At 34.2% G+C, this 25,037-nt stretch carries 20 protein-coding genes; 15 read left to right on the top strand and 5 right to left on the bottom strand.

Annotation, left to right across the window (positions count from 1 at the left end; translation table 11 throughout):
- Nucleotides 1-159: 159 nt before the first annotated feature.
- Entirely contained in the window at nt 160-645 is a 486-nt protein-coding gene (locus tag M0M44_RS04380; protein WP_248728670.1) for a DUF6252 domain-containing protein, read from the top strand.
- A gap of 84 nt (nt 646-729) precedes the next feature.
- Here M0M44_RS04380 and radA read toward each other — a convergent pair whose 3' ends face one another.
- The 4 genes from radA to panC all read right to left on the bottom strand — a co-directional run bounded on the left by radA (nt 730) and on the right by panC (nt 4,662).
- Complete coding sequence (radA, locus tag M0M44_RS04375) at nt 730-2,091, bottom strand: DNA repair protein RadA (RefSeq protein ID WP_095930311.1); 1,362 nt, start codon at nt 2,089-2,091, stop codon at nt 730-732.
- The gene (locus M0M44_RS04370; protein WP_248728669.1) at nt 2,091-3,245 is read right to left on the bottom strand and encodes an alpha/beta hydrolase; all 1,155 of its coding nucleotides are present in this window, start codon (nt 3,243-3,245) and stop codon (nt 2,091-2,093) included. Before M0M44_RS04370 ends, radA begins: the two co-directional genes overlap by 1 nt.
- Before the next feature lie 203 nt (nt 3,246-3,448).
- Nucleotides 3,449-3,799, bottom strand: coding sequence for an aspartate 1-decarboxylase (gene panD, locus M0M44_RS04365; protein ID WP_008465481.1), 351 nt, complete (start codon nt 3,797-3,799; stop codon nt 3,449-3,451).
- A 14-nt stretch (nt 3,800-3,813) separates the two neighbouring features.
- On the bottom strand, nt 3,814-4,662 hold the full coding sequence (panC, locus tag M0M44_RS04360) for a pantoate--beta-alanine ligase (RefSeq protein ID WP_248728668.1): 849 nt from the start codon (nt 4,660-4,662) through the stop codon (nt 3,814-3,816).
- Nucleotides 4,663-4,768: 106 nt separating this feature from the next.
- Between panC and M0M44_RS04355 the strand changes: the two genes are divergently transcribed.
- The 14 genes from M0M44_RS04355 (at nt 4,769) to M0M44_RS04295 (ending at nt 20,511) form a co-directional block, all read left to right on the top strand.
- The gene (locus M0M44_RS04355; protein ID WP_248728667.1) at nt 4,769-5,575 is read left to right on the top strand and encodes a glycogen/starch synthase; all 807 of its coding nucleotides are present in this window, start codon (nt 4,769-4,771) and stop codon (nt 5,573-5,575) included.
- Nucleotides 5,576-5,596: 21 nt separating this feature from the next.
- Nucleotides 5,597-7,225 (top strand): BamH family beta-barrel-assembly machinery protein, encoded by a 1,629-nt coding sequence (locus M0M44_RS04350; protein WP_248728666.1) that lies wholly within the window; start codon nt 5,597-5,599, stop codon nt 7,223-7,225.
- Nucleotides 7,226-7,234: 9 nt separating this feature from the next.
- Entirely contained in the window at nt 7,235-9,085 is a 1,851-nt protein-coding gene (gene glmS / locus M0M44_RS04345) for a glutamine--fructose-6-phosphate transaminase (isomerizing) (RefSeq protein WP_248728665.1), read from the top strand.
- Nucleotides 9,086-9,395: 310 nt separating this feature from the next.
- On the top strand, nt 9,396-12,224 hold the full coding sequence (locus tag M0M44_RS04340) for a TonB-dependent receptor (RefSeq protein ID WP_248728664.1): 2,829 nt from the start codon (nt 9,396-9,398) through the stop codon (nt 12,222-12,224).
- An 84-nt stretch (nt 12,225-12,308) separates the two neighbouring features.
- Entirely contained in the window at nt 12,309-13,862 is a 1,554-nt protein-coding gene (locus M0M44_RS04335) for a G-D-S-L family lipolytic protein (protein WP_248728663.1), read from the top strand.
- 235 nt (nt 13,863-14,097) lie between these two features.
- Nucleotides 14,098-15,609, top strand: coding sequence for a F0F1 ATP synthase subunit beta (gene atpD, locus M0M44_RS04330; protein ID WP_095928501.1), 1,512 nt, complete (start codon nt 14,098-14,100; stop codon nt 15,607-15,609).
- 82 nt (nt 15,610-15,691) lie between these two features.
- The gene (locus M0M44_RS04325) at nt 15,692-15,973 is read left to right on the top strand and encodes a FoF1 ATP synthase subunit delta/epsilon (RefSeq protein ID WP_095928500.1); all 282 of its coding nucleotides are present in this window, start codon (nt 15,692-15,694) and stop codon (nt 15,971-15,973) included.
- Between the two features lie 190 nt (nt 15,974-16,163).
- Nucleotides 16,164-16,802, top strand: coding sequence for an NAD(P)-dependent oxidoreductase (locus M0M44_RS04320; protein ID WP_248728662.1), 639 nt, complete (start codon nt 16,164-16,166; stop codon nt 16,800-16,802).
- 74 nt (nt 16,803-16,876) lie between these two features.
- Nucleotides 16,877-18,013, top strand: a complete 1,137-nt coding sequence (locus tag M0M44_RS04315) for an aminotransferase class I/II-fold pyridoxal phosphate-dependent enzyme (protein ID WP_248728661.1) — start codon at nt 16,877-16,879, stop codon at nt 18,011-18,013.
- A 2-nt stretch (nt 18,014-18,015) separates the two neighbouring features.
- Nucleotides 18,016-18,420, top strand: coding sequence for a DUF2007 domain-containing protein (locus tag M0M44_RS04310; RefSeq protein WP_248728660.1), 405 nt, complete (start codon nt 18,016-18,018; stop codon nt 18,418-18,420).
- A 108-nt stretch (nt 18,421-18,528) separates the two neighbouring features.
- On the top strand, nt 18,529-19,176 hold the full coding sequence (locus M0M44_RS04305; protein ID WP_256469765.1) for a TraB/GumN family protein: 648 nt from the start codon (nt 18,529-18,531) through the stop codon (nt 19,174-19,176).
- 4 nt (nt 19,177-19,180) lie between these two features.
- Nucleotides 19,181-19,396: a TraB/GumN family protein gene (locus M0M44_RS23770; RefSeq protein ID WP_256469764.1), complete on the top strand. Its 216-nt coding sequence runs from the start codon at nt 19,181-19,183 to the stop codon at nt 19,394-19,396.
- A gap of 7 nt (nt 19,397-19,403) precedes the next feature.
- On the top strand, nt 19,404-19,907 hold the full coding sequence (locus M0M44_RS04300) for an RNA polymerase sigma factor (protein ID WP_248728659.1): 504 nt from the start codon (nt 19,404-19,406) through the stop codon (nt 19,905-19,907).
- Nucleotides 19,897-20,511, top strand: coding sequence for a hypothetical protein (locus M0M44_RS04295; protein WP_248728658.1), 615 nt, complete (start codon nt 19,897-19,899; stop codon nt 20,509-20,511). Before M0M44_RS04300 ends, M0M44_RS04295 begins: the two co-directional genes overlap by 11 nt.
- 38 nt (nt 20,512-20,549) lie before the next feature.
- On the opposite strand, the gene M0M44_RS04290 is transcribed toward M0M44_RS04295, so the two are convergent.
- Nucleotides 20,550-24,764, bottom strand: a complete 4,215-nt coding sequence (locus M0M44_RS04290) for an Ig-like domain-containing protein (RefSeq protein ID WP_248728657.1) — start codon at nt 24,762-24,764, stop codon at nt 20,550-20,552.
- Nucleotides 24,765-25,037: the final 273 nt, after the last annotated feature.

Here is a 25,037-nt window from a genome sequence, read left to right as displayed (position 1 = left end):
TTTAATTGTGTTTATGTTTTAAAGTATATGGTGTTTGTAATGGAATATTATAGTAAGGCTTTGTAGATGCTGTTTTTATTTTAGAATTGTGGAAAACCGTAATTTTTTATAGTATTTATCTTATATATTTGTCCTGTTAAATAATAAAAAAACAATCAAATGAAAATTTTTAAAAAAGTTATGTTTTTGTCTTTTGCAATTTTTGCATTAGCATTATCTTCATGTAGTAATGATAATTCATCCGATGATACTGACGTTCCAAGCAGTCAAGAAGGATTTATGAAATTTAAGTATAATGAAACTGTATATACTTTTTCTGAGCCTGCTCTAATGACTTCAGAAAGTATAAATATAATGGGAAGTTCAGGAATTGATAATACTTATAAAAAAATCTCTTTATGGACACCGTTGAATATTACAACGGGAAGTCATCCTATAGTATCTGATTTGTCAAATCTTACTACTACGTACCAAGCGTCTTTTAGCTTTATGCCAGAAATAGAGAATGCGAGTGCTACATCTGGAACGATAAATATTACTGCAAATGATGATAAAAAAATTGAAGGTACTTTCAGTTTTTCAGGAACTTCAAAAGGAAAAACATTTACTGTTACTGAAGGAAGCTTTAGAATTATAAAATGGTAAGAAATTAAAAAGTTTGGAAAAAATCCTGCTCATGAGATAATATACTCGAGAGCAGGATTTTTTTATAATATATATTCTAAAAAATCAACCAAAAAGAATGCTCGCAACATCTTCAATTTTAGCAACCAGTTCGATTTTAATTCCAGTGTTTTTTAAAGCGATTTTGTTGTATTTAGAAACAAAAATAGTGTCGAAACCTAGTTTTTCAGCTTCCTGAATGCGTTGGTCAACACGATTCACAGGGCGAATTTCGCCAGAAAGCCCCACTTCACCAGCAAAACAGAATCCTTTTCCAACAGGAATATCTTCGTTTGAAGATAAAATCGCAGCAACAACCGCCAAATCGATTGCAGGATCATCAACCGAAATTCCGCCAGTTACATTCAAGAAAACGTCTTTTGCACCTAAACGGAATCCAGCTCTTTTTTCTAAAACAGCCAAAATCATGTTTAGCCTTTTTGCGTTGTAACCTGTTGTGCTTCGTTGAGGTGTTCCATAAACAGCTGTACTCACTAAAGATTGTATTTCGATCATCAACGGACGCATACCTTCTAAAGTCGTCGCGATAGCAGTTCCAGATAATTCTTCGTCTTTATGAGAAATCAAGATTTCAGAAGGATTGCTTACTTCTCGTAATCCGCTTCCCAACATTTCGTAAATTCCAAGTTCTGATGTTGAACCAAAACGGTTTTTTAGCGAACGTAAAATTCGGTAAATATGATTTCTGTCGCCTTCAAACTGTAAAACGGTATCGACCATATGCTCCAAAATTTTTGGACCAGCAATGTTCCCGTCTTTTGTAATATGGCCAATCAATATTACTGGAATATTGCTTTCTTTAGCAAATTTTATCAGTTCTGCAGTGGTTTCTCGAATCTGAGAAATGCTTCCAGCAGTCGACTCGATATAATCGGTATGCAAAGTCTGAATCGAGTCAATAATGACCACTTCAGGCTGAATGGTTTCAATTTGTTTAAAGATGTTTTGCGTTTTGGTTTCCGTTAAAATATAGCAGTTATCGCTATTTGGCGTTATTCTTTCGGCACGCATTTTTATTTGTTTCTGACTTTCTTCTCCAGAAACGTATAATGTTTTATAAGGTAACTTTAATGATACTTGAAGTAAAAGTGTACTTTTTCCGATGCCGGGTTCACCGCCCAAGAGCGTCAAAGATCCAGGGACAAGTCCACCACCTAAAACACGATTCAATTCGCTATCAGTAGTGTCCATTCGGACTTCCTGCGTAGAATCAATTTCGTTAATTTTTAAAGGTTTTGGCGCTTTGCTTGTTGGAGTAGGTTCGCTTTTCCAAGCAACCTTATCTTGTTTTTGAATGATTTCTTCGGCAATCGTATTCCATTCTTTGCACGCGTTGCATTGCCCTTGCCATTTAGCATATTGGGTTCCGCAGTTTTGGCAGAAAAAGGAAGTTTTAACTTTAGACATTATTTACTTTTTTTAGCAAGTGTATTCATCTCGTCAATTTTCTCATACATCACGTCTTTGTTCAAATCACCAATTGGCTCCATTTGTGAAGCATTTTGGTATTTCTTCGAAGCATGTTTAGGATCGCCCATTTTTTCGTACATCAAACCTAATTCATATTCTCCCAACATGGCTTTAGGATAATTTACATTTCCAATTTCAGCCATTTTTCCTAACTCATCGTAGGCATTTCTTTTCAGAATAAGATTTTCCATTACTTTAAAATCGCTCATCCTAACTGGAATTTGAACTCCTAAAACTTCAGACATTGTAGCGTATTTTTTTTCTAAATATTCTGCATAACCGGTTTGAAGAACCGCAATTTTGTCGTTGTATTCGGCAGAATTTATCGGACGGTATACTTCAAAAATCTGGTACAATGCACTTGGTATAGAATGCAAGACTTCTGTATAATGTGTTGCGCCTTTAAATACATCATATTTATAATTTACTAACGGATTATTGGCGATTTTAATATTACTGTTTAATTTTTCTATCGGCTCTTTAATTTTTTTAATATCGCCTTCTCCTGCAGAAAGGTAATAGAAGACAGGACTTTTTATTTTAGCAAATTTCTCTGCAATACGCACTTCCATCTTTGGAGCAAGTTCTGGGCTTAAACAGATATAGGCGTTAAAAAGCGGAACTTCTTTATATAAATAAAAATTAGCAAAACTTGCTGTTAAATCGTGTCCTGCAATAAGTCTAAAAGGCGAGGTTCGGTATTTTTTTTCGATATATGGTACTAATTCAGCTCCGATAAATTCGAAAAATTTTGCACCTTTTTCAAAAGGAAGACCTTCATTTTGGTCAATTGTTGTGTCATCAAAACGTTCTCCATCTTTGTTTTGATGAATCCCAATGATAATCATTTCTGGAATATCATCCCAATAAGTTCCGTAGCTCACAGCCCCAGAAAATGGATCAAATAAATAATCTCCATCCAATAAGTAAAGAACAGGATATTTTTTGTCTTTGTTGGTTTCATAAGAAGCAGGAAGTCCAATTGTAATTCTACGCTCTTCTCCGAGTTTTTCTGATTTAATGTTATCGAACGTTTTTTGGGCAAACGACGAAAACGAAATTAATAAAAATAGTAGGTAAACTTTTTTCATGATTTGTGGCATTTCAAGTAAATTAAAAAGTATTGAAAATAGTGTAGCAATATACTATTTTATTTGCTTCTTTGCTAAGTAGGTTAAAATTTGAAGCACAGTATTTTAGCGTCAAAATCATTTTGGATTAAGACAAAAGAAAGTTTTTTTGTGCAAAATTGACTTTTGACAAAGTAGGGGAATTCGGTAAGAAAAAGAAAATCTTAGGTTAAAGAATTGTCGTTTTCATTTGGGAAAATAATCCATGGCTTGAAGGTTTTTGCTTCTTCAAAATCCAATGTAGCGTAAGAAATGATAATGATGATATCATCTTTTTGCACTTTTCTAGCTGCAGGACCATTTAAAGTAATTTCTCCTGAATTTTTTTCACCTTTAATAGCGTAAGTTTCAAAACGTTCGCCATTATTAATGTTAACAATAGATACTTTTTCGCCTTCAATAATATTTGAAGCCTCTAGTAGAGTTTCATCAATAGTAATACTTCCAATGTAATTTAAATCGGCTCCAGTTACTTTAACTCGATGAATTTTTGATTTTATAACTTGAATTTGCATGCTGCAAAGTTAGATTAATTTAATGAAATGGTGTCAATCAGTCTTATAGAATTAACAAATACCGCTATAAATGCGCGATATTTTTTATCATTCTCTTTCTTATCGATAGACAAAAGTGTAGATTCGTCAGCAATAACAAAATACTCTAGTTCGAATGTCTCATTGTCTTTGAAAGAATTTTCTACAAATTCGATTGTTTCTTGCGGAGAGTGATTTTGGAAAATCTCTTTTGCCTGGGTCAAAACTTTGTAGATAATAGAAGCGTCTTTTCTTTCTTGGGAAGTTAGACGTTCGTTTCGAGAACTCATTGCAAGCTCATTTTCTTCTCTAAAAATAGGACAACCGACAATGTTTACTGGTAAATCAGTTTTTTCAACTAATTTTTTTACAATTTGAAGTTGCTGAAAATCTTTTTCTCCAAAATAGGCATTTGTTGGAGTTACGATTTCAAAAAGACGTTTTACAATTGTTCCGACACCATTAAAATGACCCGGTCTGAATTTTCCTTCCATTTGGTTTTCCAATCCGTCAAAATCAAAAGTCTGCGAAACGGTATTTCCTTCATAAATATCTTCGACCGAAGGTGCGTATAAAATGATTTTATCACTTAATGTACGCATTTTCTTAATATCTTCTTCTAGTGTCCTCGGATATTTTGCTAAATCTTCAGCGTTGTTAAATTGAGTTGGGTTGACAAAAATACTTACTACTGTATCGTTGTTTTCTTTTAGCGAACGTTGCATTAAAGCCAAATGTCCTTGGTGTAAAGCGCCCATTGTGGGTACAAATCCGATAGTGGAATTTGCGGTTTTGATAGTTTTAAGATAAGCTATCAACGCTGCTTTACTGTAGAAAATATGCATTGAGGTATTATTAAAATTTATGCAAACATAATATATTAGTTATAAACTGCATAAATTTTTGTAATTTTGCGACGTTTTTATTACCAAAATTAAGTAAAATACTATTATGAAAGATAAGAGGATATTATATGTATCATCTGAAGTCGTGCCTTACTTGGCTGAAAATGAGGTTTCTTTAATGTCTTATGACGTTCCGAAAATGATTAATGACCAAGGTGGCCAGATAAGAATTTTCATGCCTAGATATGGGAATATAAATGAAAGAAGACATCAATTGCATGAAGTGATTAGACTTTCAGGGATGAATTTGGTAGTGAATGACTTAGATATGCCGTTGATTATTAAAGTAGCATCGATTCCGAAAGAAAGAATTCAGGTCTATTTTATAGATAATGATGAATATTTCAAACGTAAAGCCACTTTTACAGATGAAGAGGGCACTTTATATCCAGATAATGACGAAAGAGCAATTTTCTTTGCGAAAGGCGTTGTAGAGACTGTGAAAAAATTAAACTGGGTTCCAGATATTATACACGTTCACGGTTGGCTTGCGGCAATGCTTCCGATTTATATGAAACATTATTATAAACACGAAGCCCTATTTTCTGAAACGAAAATTATTACTTCTGTTTATGGCCAGTCATTTGATGAGAACTTAGATTTAGAAATGATAAATAAAGTTAAATTTGATGGTGTTCCTCATGAAGCAGTGTCAGATTTGGAAGTGCCAAATTATGAGAATGTTTTAAAAGCTAGTATTTTACATTCTGATGGTGTTATCATTGCATCAGAAAATGTTTCTCCAAGTTTAACAAAATTTATAGAATCTTCAGGAAAACCTTTTTTACCTTTCGCCACGAAAGATGCATTCGCTGATGCTTATACAAATTTCTATAGAACATTTGGACTTTAAATTTTAATTTTATTTTTTGACATGTATAAAACTTCTTTTATTAAGAAAGCTTTTTTGGCTGTAATGGCTGTTTTTTTATATTCTTGTGACAAAGATTTTAATGCAATTGGTGATGGTTTGATTGGAGATGATCATTTTGGACTTGAAGCTGAAAAATACGATGTTGTAGCGTTTAATCAAGAAGTTACCCCTATTCAGTCAAATACCATGACACCAAATGCTCTTGGTATTTTAGACAATCCGCTTTTTGCAAGTACTACTGCAAATTTTGTAACTCAGGTAGGACTTTCTAGTTATCCTATAAAAGTTGGGGATTCTCCAGTAATTGAGAGTGTTGTGCTTGAAATTCCGTATTTCAGTCATTCCACAACTACAGATGCTGAAGGAAATACCACTTATGTATTAGATTCTATTTATGGAGACAAAAATGGAAAAATTAAGTTAAGTGTTTATGAGTCTGGAATCCAGATGAGAAGCAGTTATTTAAGTGGAGGTACCCAGTTGCCACAGTTTTATTATACAGATCAAAACAGTGAATTTGATAGTAAAAAAGTTGGCTCAAGATTAAATGATGGAGATGTTTTGCAAAATGATGAATTCTTTTTTGATGCAAAAGAAATTGTAATAAAAACAACAGATCCTACTACTAAAGTAGAAACAACTACAAGAAAAGCGCCTCAAATGACACTGCAGCTCAATAAGCAGTTTTTTCAAGATAGGATATTAAATGCCGATGCTTCGAAGCTTGCTGCAGAAGATGTTTTTCAAGAATATTTTAGAGGTTTGTATTTTAATGTTGAGAAATCGGGATCCAATCCGAGCAATTTGGCACTGATGGATTTTTCTAAAGGGGTTATTACTATTAAATATAAGGCAAAAACAAGCTCAACTACAGATGATCCCGAAGCTACTGAAGACAAGGAGATTCTCTTAAACTTGAAAGGTACTTTTACAACTACTGCTAATTTTCTTCAAGATGCTCGAAATGCAGATTACCAAAGCGCTGTAACAACAAACGTAAATAAAACAGATGGAGATGAAAGACTATATTTAAAAGGTGGAGTAGGCTCTTTGGCGGTTATAAAACTTTTTAGTCCAACAGATGTTTTGAGTTATGACTCTAATGGTGCTGTAGTAAATGGAGGAAATGGGGTTTCTGACCAATTGGATGAAATTAGAAGTAATGTTGCTATTAAGAATTGGAAAGTAAACGAAGCTAATTTAGTTTTCTATATTGATGCTGATAAAATGGCTGGTGCACAAGAACCGAATAGAGTGTATTTGTACAATTTGACAGATAATACCATTTTAGCCGATTATTCTACAGATGCTGTATCTGCGTATGGTGGAGTAATTAGTCTAGGTTCTGATAAAAGAGGGAAAAGCTATAAAATTAGAATCACTAGCCATATTCGTAATTTAGTTAAAGATGCGACAGTTAAAAATGTTGATTTAGGCTTGGTTGTTTCTCTAAGTCCAACTACAGTTGCATTTAATGCACTTAAGGATAAAAATGATATTACTCCGGTAGTACCGAGAACATCATTGTTAAATCCTCTAGGGACAATCATATATGGAGGAAAAACTTCTGCTTCTATTCCGGAAGATAAAAGATTGAAACTTGAGGTGTACTATACGAAACCAAATTAATAAATATATATGTGTGGAATTGTTGGATATATCGGTCATCGAGAGGCTTATCCTATTGTAATAAAGGGGTTAAAGCGTCTGGAGTACAGAGGATATGATAGTGCCGGCGTTATGTTGTATGACAACGAGTCGGGCATTAAAGTTTGTAAAACAAAAGGTAAAGTCTCTGATCTTGAAGCTAAAGCCGATGAAGGTTTTAAAATAAACGGTAATATTGGAATTGGACACACGCGTTGGGCAACTCACGGGGTTCCAAATGATGTGAATTCGCATCCTCATCTTTCTAATTCTGAAGATTTAGCAATTATTCATAACGGAATTATAGAGAATTATGCGCCTTTAAAAGAGGAGCTTATCAAAAGAGGTTATACTTTTAAGTCGGATACAGATACTGAGGTTTTAGTTAATTTGATAGAAGAAGTTCAAAAGAACGAAAATCTTAAATTGGGTAAAGCTGTTCAAGTTGCATTAAACCAAGTTGTTGGTGCGTATGCAATTGCTGTTTTTGATAAAAAAAATCCGAATGAACTTGTAGCGGCTAGATTAGGAAGTCCGTTAGCAATTGGTGTTGGAGAAGGAGAATATTTTATTGCTTCTGATGCTTCGCCATTTATTGAATATACTTCTAATGCGGTTTATTTAGAAGACGGCGAAATGGCAAATATTAGATTGCATAAGCCAATTAAAATTAGAAAAATTCAAGATGACTCTTTAGTAGATCCTTATATTCAAGAACTTCAAATGAATTTGGAGCAGATTGAAAAAGGGGGGTATGATCATTTCATGCTTAAAGAAATCTACGAACAGCCAAGTGTTATTAAAGATACTTACAGAGGAAGACTTCATGCAAATGAAGGCATTGTTCAAATGGCTGGTGTTGAAGATAATTTAGAGAAATTCTTAAACGCAAAACGTATTTTAATCGTAGCGTGCGGAACTTCTTGGCATGCAGGTTTAGTGGCAGAATATATCTTTGAGGAATTTACCCGTATTCCTGTAGAGGTTGAATATGCTTCTGAGTTTAGATACAGAAATCCAATCATCAACAAAGATGATGTAGTTATCGCTATTTCGCAATCTGGTGAAACTGCAGATACTATGGCGGCTATTAAATTGGCTAAAGAAAACGGAGCGTTTGTATTTGGAGTTTGTAACGTAGTAGGTTCTTCTATTTCTAGAGAAAGTCATGCAGGCGCTTACACGCACGCGGGTCCAGAAATTGGAGTAGCTTCTACAAAAGCATTTACTACTCAAATTACTGTTTTAACGATGATTGCTTTACGTTTAGGAAAAGCGAAAGGAACGTTGTCTAATACAGATTTCCATACGTATCTTCAAGAATTAGAAATTATTCCTGAAAAAGTGTCTGAGGCATTAGAAACTAATGATAAGGCAAAAGAAATTGCTGCTGCTTTTAAAGATTCGCCAAACTGTCTTTATTTGGGTAGAGGGTATAATTTCCCTGTTGCTTTAGAAGGTGCATTAAAATTAAAAGAGATTTCATATATCCACGCAGAAGGATATCCGGCTGCAGAAATGAAACACGGTCCGATTGCTTTAATTGACGAATTTATGCCTGTTATCGTGATTGCTCCAAAACAAGGACACTACGACAAGATTGTAAGTAATATTCAAGAAATTAAATCAAGAAGCGGTAAAATTATTGCTGTTGTTACAAAAGGAGATACTCAAGTACGCGAATTGGCAGATTATGTAATCGAAATTCCAGAAACTTCAGATGCATTGTCTCCATTAGTTACTACAATTCCGTTGCAATTGCTTTCTTATTACATCGCTGTAATGAGAGGTTGTAATGTTGACCAACCTCGTAACTTAGCAAAGTCGGTTACGGTAGAATAAAAATTATATTTTAAATATTAATATGTTAAAAAAGCGAGATTTAGGTCTCGCTTTTTTTTATTGTCAATATTTTTTTTGAGCATATGTATTTTTGTGAAATTTTCAATTTTTTGATTAAAATTTATATGTATGCATAGTATAGTGGTTTTTCTTCTCATTTTCTTTGTTTTTATTTTAATAAATTGAATTAATAAATAGTTAAAATATTGTAAAAATTGATGCTAAATATTTATTTTATTTAACGTTTTTTTATGTATATTAAAATATTTTCTTATTTTGGCTATATATACTAACCAAAAACTAACCCAAAATGAGAGTCTACTTGCTAATTATGTTGTTATTCAGCGGAGTGTCCTTTGCGCAGAATACAATTACAGGTTCAGTTACAGATGCTAATAAGCAATCTATCCCTGGTGCTAATGTTGTTGTTGTCGGAGAAAATAGTGGTGCTTCTACTGATTTCGATGGATCGTTTAAATTGACTACTAATGCTAAACCGCCTTTTTCGATAAAGGTTTCGGCAGTAGGATTTGAGACTAAAACGATAAATGTAACAGCTGCAAATCAAAAAGTGAATGTGATTTTAAAGGATGAAGAAACAAAATTGGATGAAATTGTAGTTTCTGCATCAAGAACGCCAGAAAGAATTCTGGAATCTCCTGTAACCATTGAGAGAATGGGAGCTCAGGAAATCAAAAAAACGGCTTCTCCTTCTTTTTATGATGGTTTAGAAAATATGAAAGAAGTGCAGATGAACACAAGTAGTATGTCTTTCAAGTCCATAAATACTAGGGGGTTTGCTACTGTAGCGAATACGCGTTTTATGCAGTTAGTAGACGGAATGGATAATTCGTCTCCGTTATTGAATTTTGTTTTAGGAAACATGATTGGAGTTTCGGAAATTGATGTTCAAAGTGTCGAATTGCTTCCAGGAGCATCATCTGCTCTGTACGGGGCTAATGCTTTTAATGGGATTTTGTTTATGACTAGTAAAAGCCCGTTTGTAGATCAAGGTGTTTCGGCCTATTTAAAGTATGGGGTAACTTCTCAAGAAGCTGCTGGTACAAATGGTTTTTACGATTTTGGCGTTCGATTTGCTCGTGCTTTTAACAAATACATTGCAGCTAAAGCAAACATTACTTACATGCAGGCTACTGATTGGTATGCTACAAATTATGATGATAAGACAAGAACAGGTGTTGATAGAACGAATCCTAATTATGATGGAATTAACGTGTATGGAGATGAAGCTGCTACAAACATTAAAGGTGTTGGTCAGAAGTTAGAAGCAATGGGTTTGATTCCAGCAGGTGCATCTAATCTTTTGCCGAATTCTATGGTTAGTAGAACAGGTTATAATGAAATTGATTTGACAGATAATAAGGCGGCGAATATGAAAGTTGATTTCTCTTTGCACGCAAGACCTTTTGGAGATGAAAGATTGGAAGTTATCTGGCAGAGTAAAATTGGTACTGGAAATGCTGTTTATCAAGGGGCAAACAGGTATTATTTGAATAACTTTTTTATGTATCAGAATAAATTAGAGCTTAAAGGGAAAAACTTTTTCGTGAGAGGGTATATGACTGGAGAAGATGGAGGAAATTCTTATGATATGATTTTTACGGGTATTAATGTAAACAGAAAATGGAAAGATGATAATACTTGGTTTGGTCAGTATGCTGGGGCTTTCATACAGGGAACTTTGGCAGGAATGAATCCGCAACAGGCACATGCGGCGGCTAGATCTACAGCAGATACAGGTCGTTTTTTACCAGGAACACCTGAGTTTAATAATGCATTTAATCAGGTTATAAATGATCCGGATGTTTTAACTGGATCAAGATTGGTTGATAATTCAAAAATGTATCACTCAGATGCAAATTACAATTTTAGAGATATAATAAAATTTGCTGAAATTCAAGTAGGAGGTTCTTTTAGAGCATATGAGTTAAATTCTCATGGAAGAATCTATACGGATGCTAACAGTCAGATAAATTATAATGAATATGGTGCATATGCACAATTAATGAAAAAATTTATGGATGACAGATTGAAGTTCACCGGATCTCTTCGTTATGATAAATCTAAAAACTTTGATGGCAATTTCTCTCCGCGTTTATCTCTTGTGTACTCTGCAGGTGAAAAAAGAAATCATAATTTCAGAGGATCTTTCCAAACAGGTTTTAGAAATCCTACAACTCAAGATCAATACATAGGATTTAATATCGGAAATGCAGTGTTGTTGGGTTCGGCACCTGATAACTTGACTAGGTTTAATGAAATATTCAATTTAAGTGCGGAAGGCCAACTTTATACAGGAAGTCCAACAAAGGTTATGAATGGTAATGATGCTTATGGAAACTCTTATATAGCGAGTTCGGTAACTGCTTTTTCTGCAATGGCAGGGACAGATCCAGTTGGTGCCGCTGCGCTGTTGAAAAAATCTAGAGCTAATTATGTGAAGCCAGAAGAAGTGAAAGCTTTTGAGTTAGGATATCGTTCTGTTTTTGAAGGTACATCAATAGATATTAATGGGTACTATAATATTTACAACAATTTTATTGGTAATTTAAATGTGGTTTCTCCTTTCTATGGAACTGCTCAAGATAATCCTAATATTGCTGCAGGAACTTCTGATCCAGGTGTTCAATCTATTAGAGCACTTCAAAATGGAGAATATAGAACGTATCAATTGTATACAAATTCAGATGTGGAAATTAATTCATTGGGATTTGGAGTTGGACTTTCTAGAAAAATTATTTCAGACTTTGAGTTGGGAGTGAACTATAATTATGCTCAGTTTGATTTTGATCAAGCAAAAGACCCAAGTTTTGAGCCTGGATTTAATACGCCAAAACATAGAATTAAAATGTCAATTGGAAATGATAAGCTGTTTAAAAATTTCGGATTTAATGTTAGCGGAAGATGGAATAGTGAATATTTATGGCAGGCTGGTTTTGCTGATGGTATAATTAAGGAGGCAACTGTAATAGATGCTCAGATTAATTATGGAATTCCAAAATTGAAATCGGTAGTAAAATTAGGTGCTGCTAATATTGGCGGTAAAGAATACTATCAAGTAATTGGGGCTGGATTAATCGGGCAGCAGTATTTTGCTTCTTGGACTATTAATCCGTAATTTATTTTTAACTCTAAGTCAAATTCATTATTTGTGTTTCTCGATGCAGATTTGGAAACAGATAATTATAAAAAATTATAAATTATGATAAAAAATTTCAAATGGCTTTTATTGGTTTCGTTAACCTTTATGGCTTGTAATAGTGATGATGATGTGACTCCTGTAGTGGAGTCGTCTGATGGTAAGCCTTTGACCTCTGGAACTGCTGATTTTACTAAATATGTTGCTTTAGGAGATTCTTTTGCGGCAGGATTTAGTGATAATGCATTGTTTATTAAAGGTCAAGAAGGAGCCTATCCGAATATTTTAGCACAGCAATTTGCTTTAGTGGGTGGGGGCGAATTTAAAACACCTTTTGCAAATGATAATGTCGGCGGTTTGCTTTTAGGCGGTACTCCTATAACGGGAACACGTTTCTATTTTAATACTACAGTAACGCCTGAACATCCAAGTTCAACTGTTGATCCTGTAAGCGGAGTGCCAACAACTGAGGTTACGGCTCATTTGTCAGGAACATTCAATAATTTAGGAGTTCCTGGAGCAAAAAGCTTCCATTTACTTGCTCCGGGTTATGGGAATGTTGCAGGTGTTGCAACAGGAACAGCGAATCCGTATTTTGCACGTTTTGCATCTAGTGCAACAACAACTGTTTTAGCAGATGCTTTAAGTCAGAACCCTACTTTCTTTTCTTTATGGATTGGAGGGAATGATGAGTTAGGATACGCTACTGCGGGTGGAGATGCTACAGTAAATCCGTTAACACCTCCTGCGACTTTTGAGGCGGCTTATAAAGGATTAGTAGCTCAGCTTGTTGCTGGCGGAAGAAAAGGAGTTATAGCTAATTTGCCAAATATTACCACGCTACCTCATTTTCATGTGGTCACATATAATCAGCTTACTCAAGCTAATTTAACGATTGGAGGAGCGAGTTTGGTTGGTACTTTAAATGCTCAATTGTATGGGCCTCTGCATAATGCATTAACATTTTTAGGACAGGGGGATAGAATTAAACTTCTGTCTTCAACAGGAAATAATCCGTTGTTAATAGTAGATGAAACGTTGCCAGATTTGTCGGCAAATTTAAAAGCAGTGCTAATGGGTGGCGGATTAGATGTTAATACTGCTACAGCAATGGGAATGATTTTTGGAAGAGCAAGACAAGCGCTTCCTACTGATTTAATTGTTTTAGGGGCTTCATCAAGAATAGGAAAAGTGCCAACGGTAGCTGCTGACGGAATTGCTTCGCCATCTGCTTCACTCTCTCAATTAGGAATTACTTTTCCATTACCAGATAGATACGTTTTATTGCCTTCTGAAGTGGCAGAGATTGAAGTGGCGACTACGGCATATAATTCTGTAATTAACGCAGTGGCTGAAGCAAATGGCTTGGCAATTGTTGATGCTAAAACAATTATGGATGATCTAAACAAACCAAGCGGCGTTACAATGAACAGTTTTACATTGAAAGCGACATTTGTTACTGGCGGTATGTTTTCTTTAGACGGTGTTCATCCATCTCCAAGAGGATATGCTTTTATTGCTAATAAATTTATCCAAGCGATTAATACTAAGTATGGTTCTAACTTAAAAGGTGTAGATATTGGTAATTATCAAGTCCTATTTCCAGCTACATTATAATGTATAACTATTTTTAACCTTAAAACCGCTCATTTTTACCAATGAAGCGGTTTTTTTTATTTAATAAAAAAATGCTGTTTTTGTTGTTTTTTAGCCAAGTTTTATGAATCAAACAAAATCATGCTATTTTTTATGAAAAAAAAATTGATTTTATATTTTAAAAAATTATCTTTGCGCTCTGAAAAAAGAGGTATTTTCGATAAACCTAAATAGCTATTTAATAAATACATAAGTAATGTCAAAAGTAATAGGAAAAGTTGCTCAAATCATTGGACCAGTAGTTGACGTAGTTTTCAACGGTAAGGATGTTGAACTTCCAAAAATTTATGATTCACTAGAAGTCACTAAAAAAGACGGAACTATCTTAGTTCTAGAAGTACAATCTCACATTGGAGAAAACACTGTTCGTACTATTTCTATGGACTCTACAGACGGTTTGTCTAGAGGATATGAAGTAGTTGGAACAGGAAATCCAATCCAAATGCCAATCGGTCCAGACGTATATGGAAGATTATTTAATGTAATTGGAGATGCAATTGATGGTTTAGGAAACTTGCCAAAAACAGGAGAAAATGGTTTGTCTATTCACAGACAAGCTCCTAAATTTGAAGATTTGTCAACTTCATCTGAAGTTTTATTCACAGGTATTAAAGTAATCGATTTGATTGAGCCTTACGCAAAAGGAGGTAAAATTGGATTGTTCGGTGGTGCTGGTGTTGGTAAAACAGTATTGATTCAGGAGTTGATCAACAATATCGCAAAAGGTCACGGTGGACTTTCTGTATTCGCTGGAGTAGGTGAAAGAACACGTGAAGGAAATGACTTGCTTCGTGAGATGTTAGAGTCAGGAATTATTAAATACGGTGATGATTTCATGCACTCTATGGAAAATGGAGGATGGGATTTATCTAAAGTAGATATGCCAGGAATGAGAGAGTCTAAAGCTACTTTCGTTTTCGGACAAATGAATGAGCCACCTGGAGCTCGTGCACGTGTGGCACTTTCAGGATTATCTATCGCTGAGTATTTCCGTGATGGAGCTGGATCTGACCAAGGTAAAGATGTATTATTCTTCGTTGATAATATCTTCCGTTTTACACAAGCAGGTTCTGAGGTATCGGCACTTTTAGGTCGTATGCCATCTGCAGTAGGTTACCAACCAACATTGGCAACTGAGATGGGTGCAATGCAAGAGCGTATTACATCTACAAACAAAGGATCTATTACATCTGTACAAGCGGTTTACGTTCCTGCGGATGACTTAACTGACCCGGCGCCAGCTACAACTTTCGCCCACTTAGATGCAACAACTGTATTGTCACGTAAAATTGCTGAGTTAGGTATCTACCCTGCGGTTGACCCGTTAGATTCTACTTCTAGAATCTTAACTCCTCAAATTTTAGGAAATGAGCACTACGACTGTGCGCAAAGAGTTAAAGAAATTCTTCAAAAATACAAACAATTACAAGATATCATTGCTATCCTTGGTATGGAAGAGTTATCTGAAGAGGATAAACTTTCAGTAGCAAGAGCACGTCGTGTACAACGTTTCTTGTCTCAGCCATTCCACGTAGCAGAGCAATTTACAGGTATTCCAGGTGTATTAGTTGATATTAAAGATACTATCAAAGGATTTAACATGATCATCGATGGTGAGTTAGATCACCTTCCAGAAGCTGCTTTCAACTTGAAAGGTTCTATTCAAGATGCAATTGAGGCTGGAGAGAAAATGTTAGCTGAAGCATAATAATTTGGTTGTTAGTTGTTAGTTGTCAGTTGTTAGAAAGCAACCATCAACCATCAACCATCAACTATTAACTAAAAAAGACATGATTTTAGAAATAGTATCACCAGAGGCGAAATTATTTTCAGGAGAGGTAACATCGGTTACTTTGCCAGGAGTTAACGGAAGCTTTCAGATTTTAAATCATCACGCGCCAATTGTTTCCATCTTAGAAGAAGGAACAATTAAAATTGCAGCTCCAAGCTTCAATTTTTCTAAAGAGGCTGCTGATAAATTTACGAGAGTTAATGACCAAACTTATACATTAGAGATTAAGTCAGGAACAATCGAAATGAAAAACAATAAGATAATTGTTTTAGTTGACTAAGACAATTTCAAAATAAGCAGAAAAGCCAGACAGTATTGTCTGGCTTTTTTTATTTTATTACTTTTGAAGTATTAAAATCTCTTTATAAAATATTTGATCAATAGTAAAAGCTTAGTAAGCTTTTGCAGTTTTGCTTCATCATTAGACAATGAAGCAACATTTTTTATGTCAAATTTTATAAAGAATATCTATGAAAAATATATCAAAAGTTGCTGTTCTTGGCGGCGGCGGAAGAACTGGAAAGTATCTTGTAAACCAGTTATTAGAAAACGGATTTAGTGTAAAGCTTCTATTGAGAAATCCGGATGATTTTACCATTCAAAACTCAAAAATAGAAATCATTAAAGGTGATGCTATTAATGAAGAATCGATAAACTTATTACTCAAAGATTGTCAGGCAGTGCTTAGCACTATTGGTCAACGGCCGGGAGAGCCTATGGTTGCCAGTCAGGCAACGAAGAACGTTTTGAATGCCATGAAACATAATGATGTTAAGAGATATGTTTTATTGGCGGGTTTAAATATAGACACTCCATTTGATAAGAAGGGTTCAAAGACGATTATGGCAACCGATTGGATGAAAACTAATTTTCCTGAAATCCAAAAAGACCGACAATTAACCTATGATATTTTGCTTGATAGTGAAATAGATTGGACACAGGTTCGTGTTCCTTTAATTGTTTTTTCTGATGACAGTTCTGAAATCTCTGTAAATCTCGAAGATTGTTTGGGCGAAAAAATTTCGGCTTTAGATATTTCAAAGTTTATGGTAAAAGAAATGATCGAGTCAGGCTATATTAGGCAATCGCCTTTTATTAGTGCTATTTAAATTTAGTAAAGCAGCGGATTTCATATGATCCGCTGTTTTCTTAATTCTAAAATGAATTGCCTAACTTTGGGTTTATGAAGCTGCCAGAAAATCTTAATCGTAAATTAGAAAATTGTAAACAGGAAAATCAGTTTAGAAAACTTCCTGTGTTTAATAATCTTATTGATTTTTCTTCTAATGACTATATCGGATTTTCTAAATCGGAAACTTTATTCAAACAGATACATGCTTATTTGCTAGAAAATGAGATTTTTCAAAATGGAGCTACAGGTTCGAGATTGACTTCAGGAAACCATTCTCTTTATCAAATTGCAGAAAGTTTTATAGCTCAATTTCATGAAGCAGAAGCTGCTTTAATTTTTAATTCGGGATACAATGCCAACTTAGGATTTTTTAGCGCTGTACCGCAAGAAAATGATGTTATTTTGTATGATGAATTGTGTCACACTTCTATAAAGGATGGTATCGCGATGTCTCGGGCAAATTCACATCATTATATTCACAATGATTTTGAAGATTTAGAAAAACACATTCTTAAATTTCCAAATGCCACCATTTATATTGTAACCGAAACTGTTTTTTCGATGGATGGAGATAGTCCGAATTTAGAAGAGTTGATACAGCTTTCAGAAAAATACAATTGTTATTTAATTGCTGACGAAGCTCACGCTTTGGGTGTTTTTGGAGATAAAGGGGAAGGACTAACTCAGTATCTGCAACTGCACGATAAATTTTTTGCTCGAATCGTAACTTTTGGAAAAGGTTTAGGATCTCAAGGAGCAGCAATTTTAGGAAGTGTTGACCTTAGAGAATATTTAATCAATTTTGCGCGAAGTTTTATTTACACAACAGCTTTGTCTCCTCATGCTGTGGCAACAATTTTTATGGCTTATCAGCAGTTGGAAATCGAAAAAGAGACTATCGAAAAGCTTCGTCAGAATATTGTTTTTTTTAATCAGCAGAAAAACTTGCTGGGCTTAAAACCAATGTTTGTTCACAGTAAATCTCCAATACATTCTGCCATTGTTCCAGGGAATGAAAATGTCAAAAAGTTGGCAGAAGAACTTCAGAATAAAGGATTCGATGTGCAGGCGATTGTTTCGCCAATTGTTCTAGAAAATCAAGAACGACTTCGTTTTTGCATTCATAGTTATAATTCGCAGGAAGAAATTAATCAGGTTTTGGAATTAGTTAGAGATTTTGTTTTTTAGATATGAAAGAAGATTTTAAGTTGGTTAGAAGTTACCAATATTCATCAGAAGCTCAAATATTTTGCGGCAAGTTGGAATCGGAAGGGATACAAGTTTATTTAAGAGATTCGCATATTGTGGATTCAAATCCAATTTGGAGTAATGCGGTGGGTGGCGTCAAACTTTTTGTCAGGGAAGAAGATTTTATAAAAGCAAATGAAATTCTTTCTACGGTTAGCCAATATTCATTAGATGAAAAAAATAACTTTATTAAATGCCCAAAATGTGGTGCTGAAAAAGTAGAAATGATTACTTCAATTAGAGATACAAAATCTTTGTTTGCATTTGTTTTTTCACTGCTTTTTGTTATAATGCCTTTTTATTCAAAATATCATTATAGATGTGATCACTGTAAAACAGAATTCTAATAAAAAGTATTAGATGCTTCTTGTTTTTTTTAAATGTTTGAAAAAAAAATGTAACGTTTTGTTTTTTCTATTACTTACAGGCTGTAATCAAATAAAACACATTCAATCATGAAAACCAGATTTCAATTTATAGTAGCTGTATTTACATTCTTTTTATATGTTTGTAATGACATTTCTGCCCAAAGCAAAACTTCAAAACTGGAAAATTCTCTTCTTTGGGAGGTTTCAGGAAAAGGGCTTCAAAAATCTTCTTATTTATATGGAACGATTCATATGATCTGTTCAAAGGATTATTTTTTATCTGAAAAAGCCAAAAATGCTTTTGAGAAATCGGATAAATTGTTTTTAGAAATCAACTTTACAGATCCGAACGAAATGAGCCAAATGCAGCAATTGGCAATGGGAAAAGAACCTTTGAGCAAAAAGCTAACACCAGAACAACTTGCAAAATTAGATTCTATTTTAAAAAAGAACACTGGAATGTCGGTACAGCAAGTAGACAGTTTTAGTCTTTTGACGGTTTTGAGTCTCATTTCGATGAAAAGTTTTGGTTGTACAGATTTGAAGTTTTATGAAATGGAATTTTCAGATGCAGCCAAAAAAAGGAATGTTTCTATTTCGGGATTAGAATCTGTTAGATCTCAGTTCGAAATTCTTGAAAATGCTTATTCTAATGATGAAATGCTGGCACTTTTAGAAGAATCAACCCCTGAAGAAACAGTGGAATTTAAATGCCTACAAAAAAGAAAACATTGAAGCGATGTATGCATTTAGTACAGATAAACGATTTACAAGTGAAAAAACTAAAAAGCAGATTCTGGATGATAGAAATCAAAAGTGGGTAAAACTAATACCAGAGTTAATAAAAGAAAATGGTGTTTTCATCGCTGTTGGTGCAGCGCATTTAGGTGGTGAGTATGGAGTTATTAATTTATTGAGAAAAGAGGGATATACTGTAAAACCTGTAATGAACTAAAGCTGTTTTGAGAGAGAAGGAACAAGAGTTTTTAAATCGAATAGAAACACATAAAGGAATTTTGTATAAAGTTTCTAAGATGTATATGGATAATTCTGATGATCAGCAGGATTTGTTTCAGGAGATTGTATGCCAACTCTGGAAATCATATGAATCTTTTCGGAGTGAAAGCCAGTTTTCAACATGGATGTACAGAGTAGCAGTAAATACGGCAATTGTCTTTTTGAAGAAAGAAAAACGGAAGGTGGACAAATATGAAATCGCTTCAGAAAATGTCAAAGATGATGAAGGAGATTCTCATATAAAAGAAAGTCAGTTGGATCATTTTTACAAAGCGGTACAAAAACTTGAAAAAATAGATAAAGCCATCATTTTCTACCAACTGGAAGGTTTCTCTCATAAAGAAATAGGGGAGAATCTAGGAATTTCTGAAGGGAATGCTAGAGTGAAATTGAATAGAGCCAAAGAAAAATTAAAAGAAATTATTAAAAAACAAGGATATGGATTTTAGCGATATACAAAATGCGTGGAATAACGAAAAGCCTGAAAATGTTATTCTGCCATCAAACTTAGAAAAGATTCAATCTGCTAATACACCATTAGACAAAATCAGAAAAAATCTAAAAAATGAATTTATCTATCAAATTGTATCCATAATTTTTATGGGAACAATTCCGTTAATTTGCCATTTTAATACACAGATGATTTTCTTGTACTATTTAATCTATAGCTTGTTTTTGGCTGTTTGCGTTTACTATTTAGTAAAATTATATTTCTTTTTTAAAAGATTGAATGCAACAACATTGAAAACAAAAGACAGTTTATATGAGACGTATTTTGATATTAGGCTGAATATGGAATTGTATAAAACATTTGGTTTCTCTCTGACTCCTTTTATAGTAGTTTACTTATTAGGCTTTTATTTTTACGGCCTTTCTGAAAAATCGGGTTTATTAAATCACGAATTTACTAACGGACAATTATTTGGTTTTTTTGCTATCATTGTTTTTACAGTACTTTCTATGGGAATTTCTTTGGAATGGTGGGTTCAAAAGTTTTATGGAAAATACGCTAAAGAGATAAAAAAAGTAATTGACGAGTTGAAAGAAGAATAAAAACAAGAAACCCATCAGTAATGATGGGTTTCTTGTTTTTAATTAAATATGATTTTCTTCGTGACTGCATGACCATTTTCTAGAATTACTTTTACCAGTAAAACTTGATTGCTAGAATGTAAATTTGTAATCTCTAATTGTTTTGCATCGATTTTGCTTTTGTTATAAAGCAATTGTCCGCCTATAGTATAGATTTGTGCTTCTTTAATATTTTCAGTACCGCTAGCTACATTTATTACTTTTGATTTTACTGAAACTAAGATTCCATCTTCTACATTTTCAAAATCATCTGTACCCAATGTTTTATTTGTGTAACGTAATACAAAACGATCTGTAAAAGTTCCTGCAGCTGTTTGGAAAGTATAATTTGAAGCACGAAGATCTATTATTGCTCCTGTTGTTTTATCTTCCAAATAAACGGCTTGTTTGTTAAAAAATCCATCTGCATGATCTATCGAGATTGTAAGTTCGCTGCTAATAGTTGTTTTATAACCCAGAGGAACAGTATCTGTATTATCAAAAGGTAAAGCCCTTGCTTGAACAGTAAGTTTTTTAGCTTCGTTTATGGTGTAAAAATCGATAAAAGAATTACCAGCCATTGTAGTTGCATCGTAATTATGATCGTAATTGTTTGATGCTCCTTCTGCATAACCAACTAGTAGTTGTTTAAAGGCATCTTCCGTATTGCTTAGATTTAGCCACAAACGATTTACTTCAATTTCTGTTTCTTTAGCTGTAGTTTTATAAAACTGTGTGTTTTTCGCTTTTACACGTTGACCATTATTAAATGTTATCGAACTAACTTTTGGCTTTATAAAGAAGCCTTGTCCCACTCCAATATATCCTGAAGGTGCTTCTCCTCCAGTTGTAGCTTTTGTTGATCCAAGCAATGTAAATGTTGCATAATCTGGACTGCTGTATGTGTAGGTGTTACTGCCATTTTCTTTTTTTGGAGGCGAAACGTGTGTCCAAAAGTATAATGGCCCAACTTCTCCATTATCTATAATAAACTGACGCGCATCAATCGCAGATGGGTAAGGATTTCCTATAAAATGGTATTTATCAGCCGTAGTCGGAATCAAAATATTTCCATTGTTTGGTTTTCCGTAGAATTTTCCAGTAAAGTCAGAAGGAGTTTGAGTGTCAAAAGACTGTGGTCCTCTAATGCTGTATCCTTTTCCAGGTTCCATTGTCATTTTTCCGTACATATCCGTTGCCCATTTGAAATCAGAAGTCCAATAGAAAAATTTATCGGATAAAGTTTCAGGAGACAAAGTAATCATTTTAAAATCTGGATTGTCTACAGGTGATGACCAATACGTTAAATCAAAACGACGAATTTCGGTTGTTCTTTGAATTTCAAAAGCAGTATTGCTTCCTGTAAACATGTTTTTACTTGTAGAAGTTTGAAGAAATGATCCTCCATCTAAAATTAAAAGTTTTCCTCCCGTACCAATGGTTACATTTTCATCAACAGTTAAAGTAATATCTTGCGGGACTGTTAATGTGACATTTGGATTTACAGTACAAGAACAAACAGTAAGATCTGACTTTAGTTCTGTATTTGCACTTATTACTAAAGAGCTGCCATTCGGAATAGAGCCAGTTCCATTGTATACAATATCCGTTTTTGTAAAATTAATTCCAAGATTAGCATCGCCACCATCTTCTCTTAAGCGTATTTCTACTCTAGACTCACTGTTTAAAGGGTAAAGGTCTCCTCCGTTAATTAAATAAGCAGCATTGTCCCATCCATCTTTAGAAAAGATTAATTTATCGTCGATATAAAGCTGAACAGCATCATCATGATTGATATGTTTTAGCTGATATAATCCACAATCGAAACCTTTACGTTTGTAAACCACCTTAAAATTGTTGTCTGGTATTTGAGAACCTTGCCAAATGGTTGCAGATGAAGGAGATTTGTCTTTTGGCCAATAATTTGTTGAATCAGGATTTAAATGAGGATCAACATAATAACCAGCATATCTAACATTTTGTAAGGTTATATCGTTGTTAACATAGCCATAAACGTTCCATACTTTGTCTCCATATTCAGAAGGATTTCCTTTTGGTATACCAGTGAAAAAGGAAACTCTTGAATCTCCCCCGTCTTCATAATACTCTAGAACAAATTTATGTTGGCCTACATTTAAATTTTGTGTAGCGTAATCCATAGTAAAACCGTGACCATTCCATCTTGTTATAACTGGAACAGCTGCATCATCGATGTAAAGTCTTGCTCCATCGTCGCTTCCAATATCAAAACTGTATACGCCAGCTTCAGTAATATCAGCAAGCATTTTATATCGTACAAAGAATCGGTCAGAAGGAGCAGCATCACAAGCAAAATTTGAAGTTAGACCTGTAACAGAACCACCTCCAATATTTCTATCAAAGTTTTTGTTCTCTGTTACAGTTCCTATGTATGTAGCGATACTGGTATTTGGTAAAGCTGGATATGAAACATTCGGAGGCATTGCAGCATTATTTGCCATTTTATAAACATAACCAATCCATGCATTAGCCCCAAAAGCAGTTTGATCTCCAGTTGGAGTACATGGTGGAGCGGTAACATTTACAGTCACGGTTGTTGTCGAATAATTTGTTCCATTCGAGATCGTGTATTCAAAAGTTGTAGTTCCAACAAAACCAGCTGTTGGTGTAAAGGTAGCATTTGTTGTGCCATTAACTGCAACAGATCCGCCCGTTGTTGGTTGTGTAGTTGTAATGGATGCTAATGGAGTGTAATTTTCGTCGTTTGCTAAAATTGGAATATTGATAGCAGTGGCTGAATTTGTATTTGCAGTATCTGGATTAGCAGTAATTAAGTTTGAAGGCTCGACAATACCAGTAAGAGTTGGTCCGACTTCTCCACCATAATCATGCTTTATTTTAAAATATCCGTTATATAAATTTTGAACAGCGTATGGATATATTCTGATGTAAAATGTTTGATTCGTATTGCTTGAAACCGTTGTTCCTGTTGGGAAATTTAGAGTAACCGGAGTATCCGCCCCTTTTACTGCTGTTGTTGGTCCCAAAAGGACTGTTCCTCCGCCAGGGAAAGTTGGATCGGTTGAATAATGTACCTCAAACATCGAAGCGCCTTCAGATCCTGTTGGAGAATTATATATAAAATTGAATTGTGTGAGAGTTAATTTATAATTTGTTTTTGGTGTAATACTCATTTGAACATATCTGTTCAATGTTAATGCTGTTGAACCTCCGTTTTCTAATTTTTTAACGTTAAAATAGTCGGGATTGCTGTTGGTAATAAATTCAAACCCAGTTCCAGTAATATCATTTCCAGTTATTTTAGGGTCGGTTACGACCGCTTTTGGCTGGGCTAATGCTCCATTCCATATAATTAATTTGGGGCTAAGATCTGTTACATATACAACGACAGTTGCCGTAGAAGTTCTGGCTCCATTTGTTAGCGTGTAAGTAAATGTAGATGTCCCTTTAAAATTTGTTGCAGGAGTAAATGTAAAGATGTTTCCATTTCTGCTAACTGTTCCTTCGGCTGTTGATGGTTGCGTAAAAGTTATAGTTGCACCAGCGGTATTAGTATCATTTGTCAGCGGATTAAATGAAATAGCACGTTTTTCTTGTGTGGTGACAAGATCGTCATTTGCATTTAAAACAGTTGGATCATAAGTAGAAACTGTTCCAGTAATTGTTGGGCTAGTGTTTCCTGCTTCTGTAGCAGTATTACGATTGATTAAAAATAAAGGCGAGTTATCGTCTTTACCCGATTGTAATTTGTAACCGTAAATACGAAGCGTTAATTTTTCTCCAGCGTAAAGAGTTATTTTAGATAAATCTATTGACTTGTTTACTTTACCAGCTTGAGTTGGTTCGTCTAGCAATAAGGTGCTAGTAGCGAAATCATCTTTAGAATAGCGTACTTGGTATCTTTTTACATACAAATTACCATCTCCTTTATAGGTAAAATTATAAGCTCCAAGTTTTATTTTGTATCCAGTTTTAGCAGATACTGTAACCTGAAAGTATTTATTTTCATCTATGCTGAAAGAAAATGGCCAAAGACTTCCTTTAAAACCTTCCCATTGTAAAGGCTGTAATGAGATTCCATTTCCGCTTAGGCTTTCAGCAGATACTGCATTACTGTATGTTGGGGTAACATTAGCAGTTGTAGCACCAGATGGATCATCCCATTTGACTAAATTAACTTGAGAAACTCCCAAAAAAGGCAATAAAAACAAAAATAAAAGTAAAGTTTTTTTCATGCTAAATGTTTTCTATCAATTTGTTATGCTGGCATAAGACTTTCCGAACCGCGCAAAGATAGATACATCTACGAGCTAGAATTTAGTAGGGTTTTGAGAACCCTCATTTAATCGATGAATTGTTAAAATAGTCGATGAACTACATTAAAAATTTTAATGTTCGGTAAATATTCTTATAAAACATTCAAAAATATTATAAGAATATTCGTAAATTATTAAGCTTTTAAGGACTGTTTTTTGCGTTTTTAGACTAAAAAACGTCTGATTTGCTAT

This window comes from Flavobacterium humidisoli (genome assembly GCF_023272795.1).
GTDB classification, from domain to species: Bacteria; Bacteroidota; Bacteroidia; order Flavobacteriales; family Flavobacteriaceae; genus Flavobacterium; species Flavobacterium humidisoli.
Note: the sequence above shows the minus strand (reverse complement) of the source record. Positions and strands in the feature narration are given on the sequence as shown.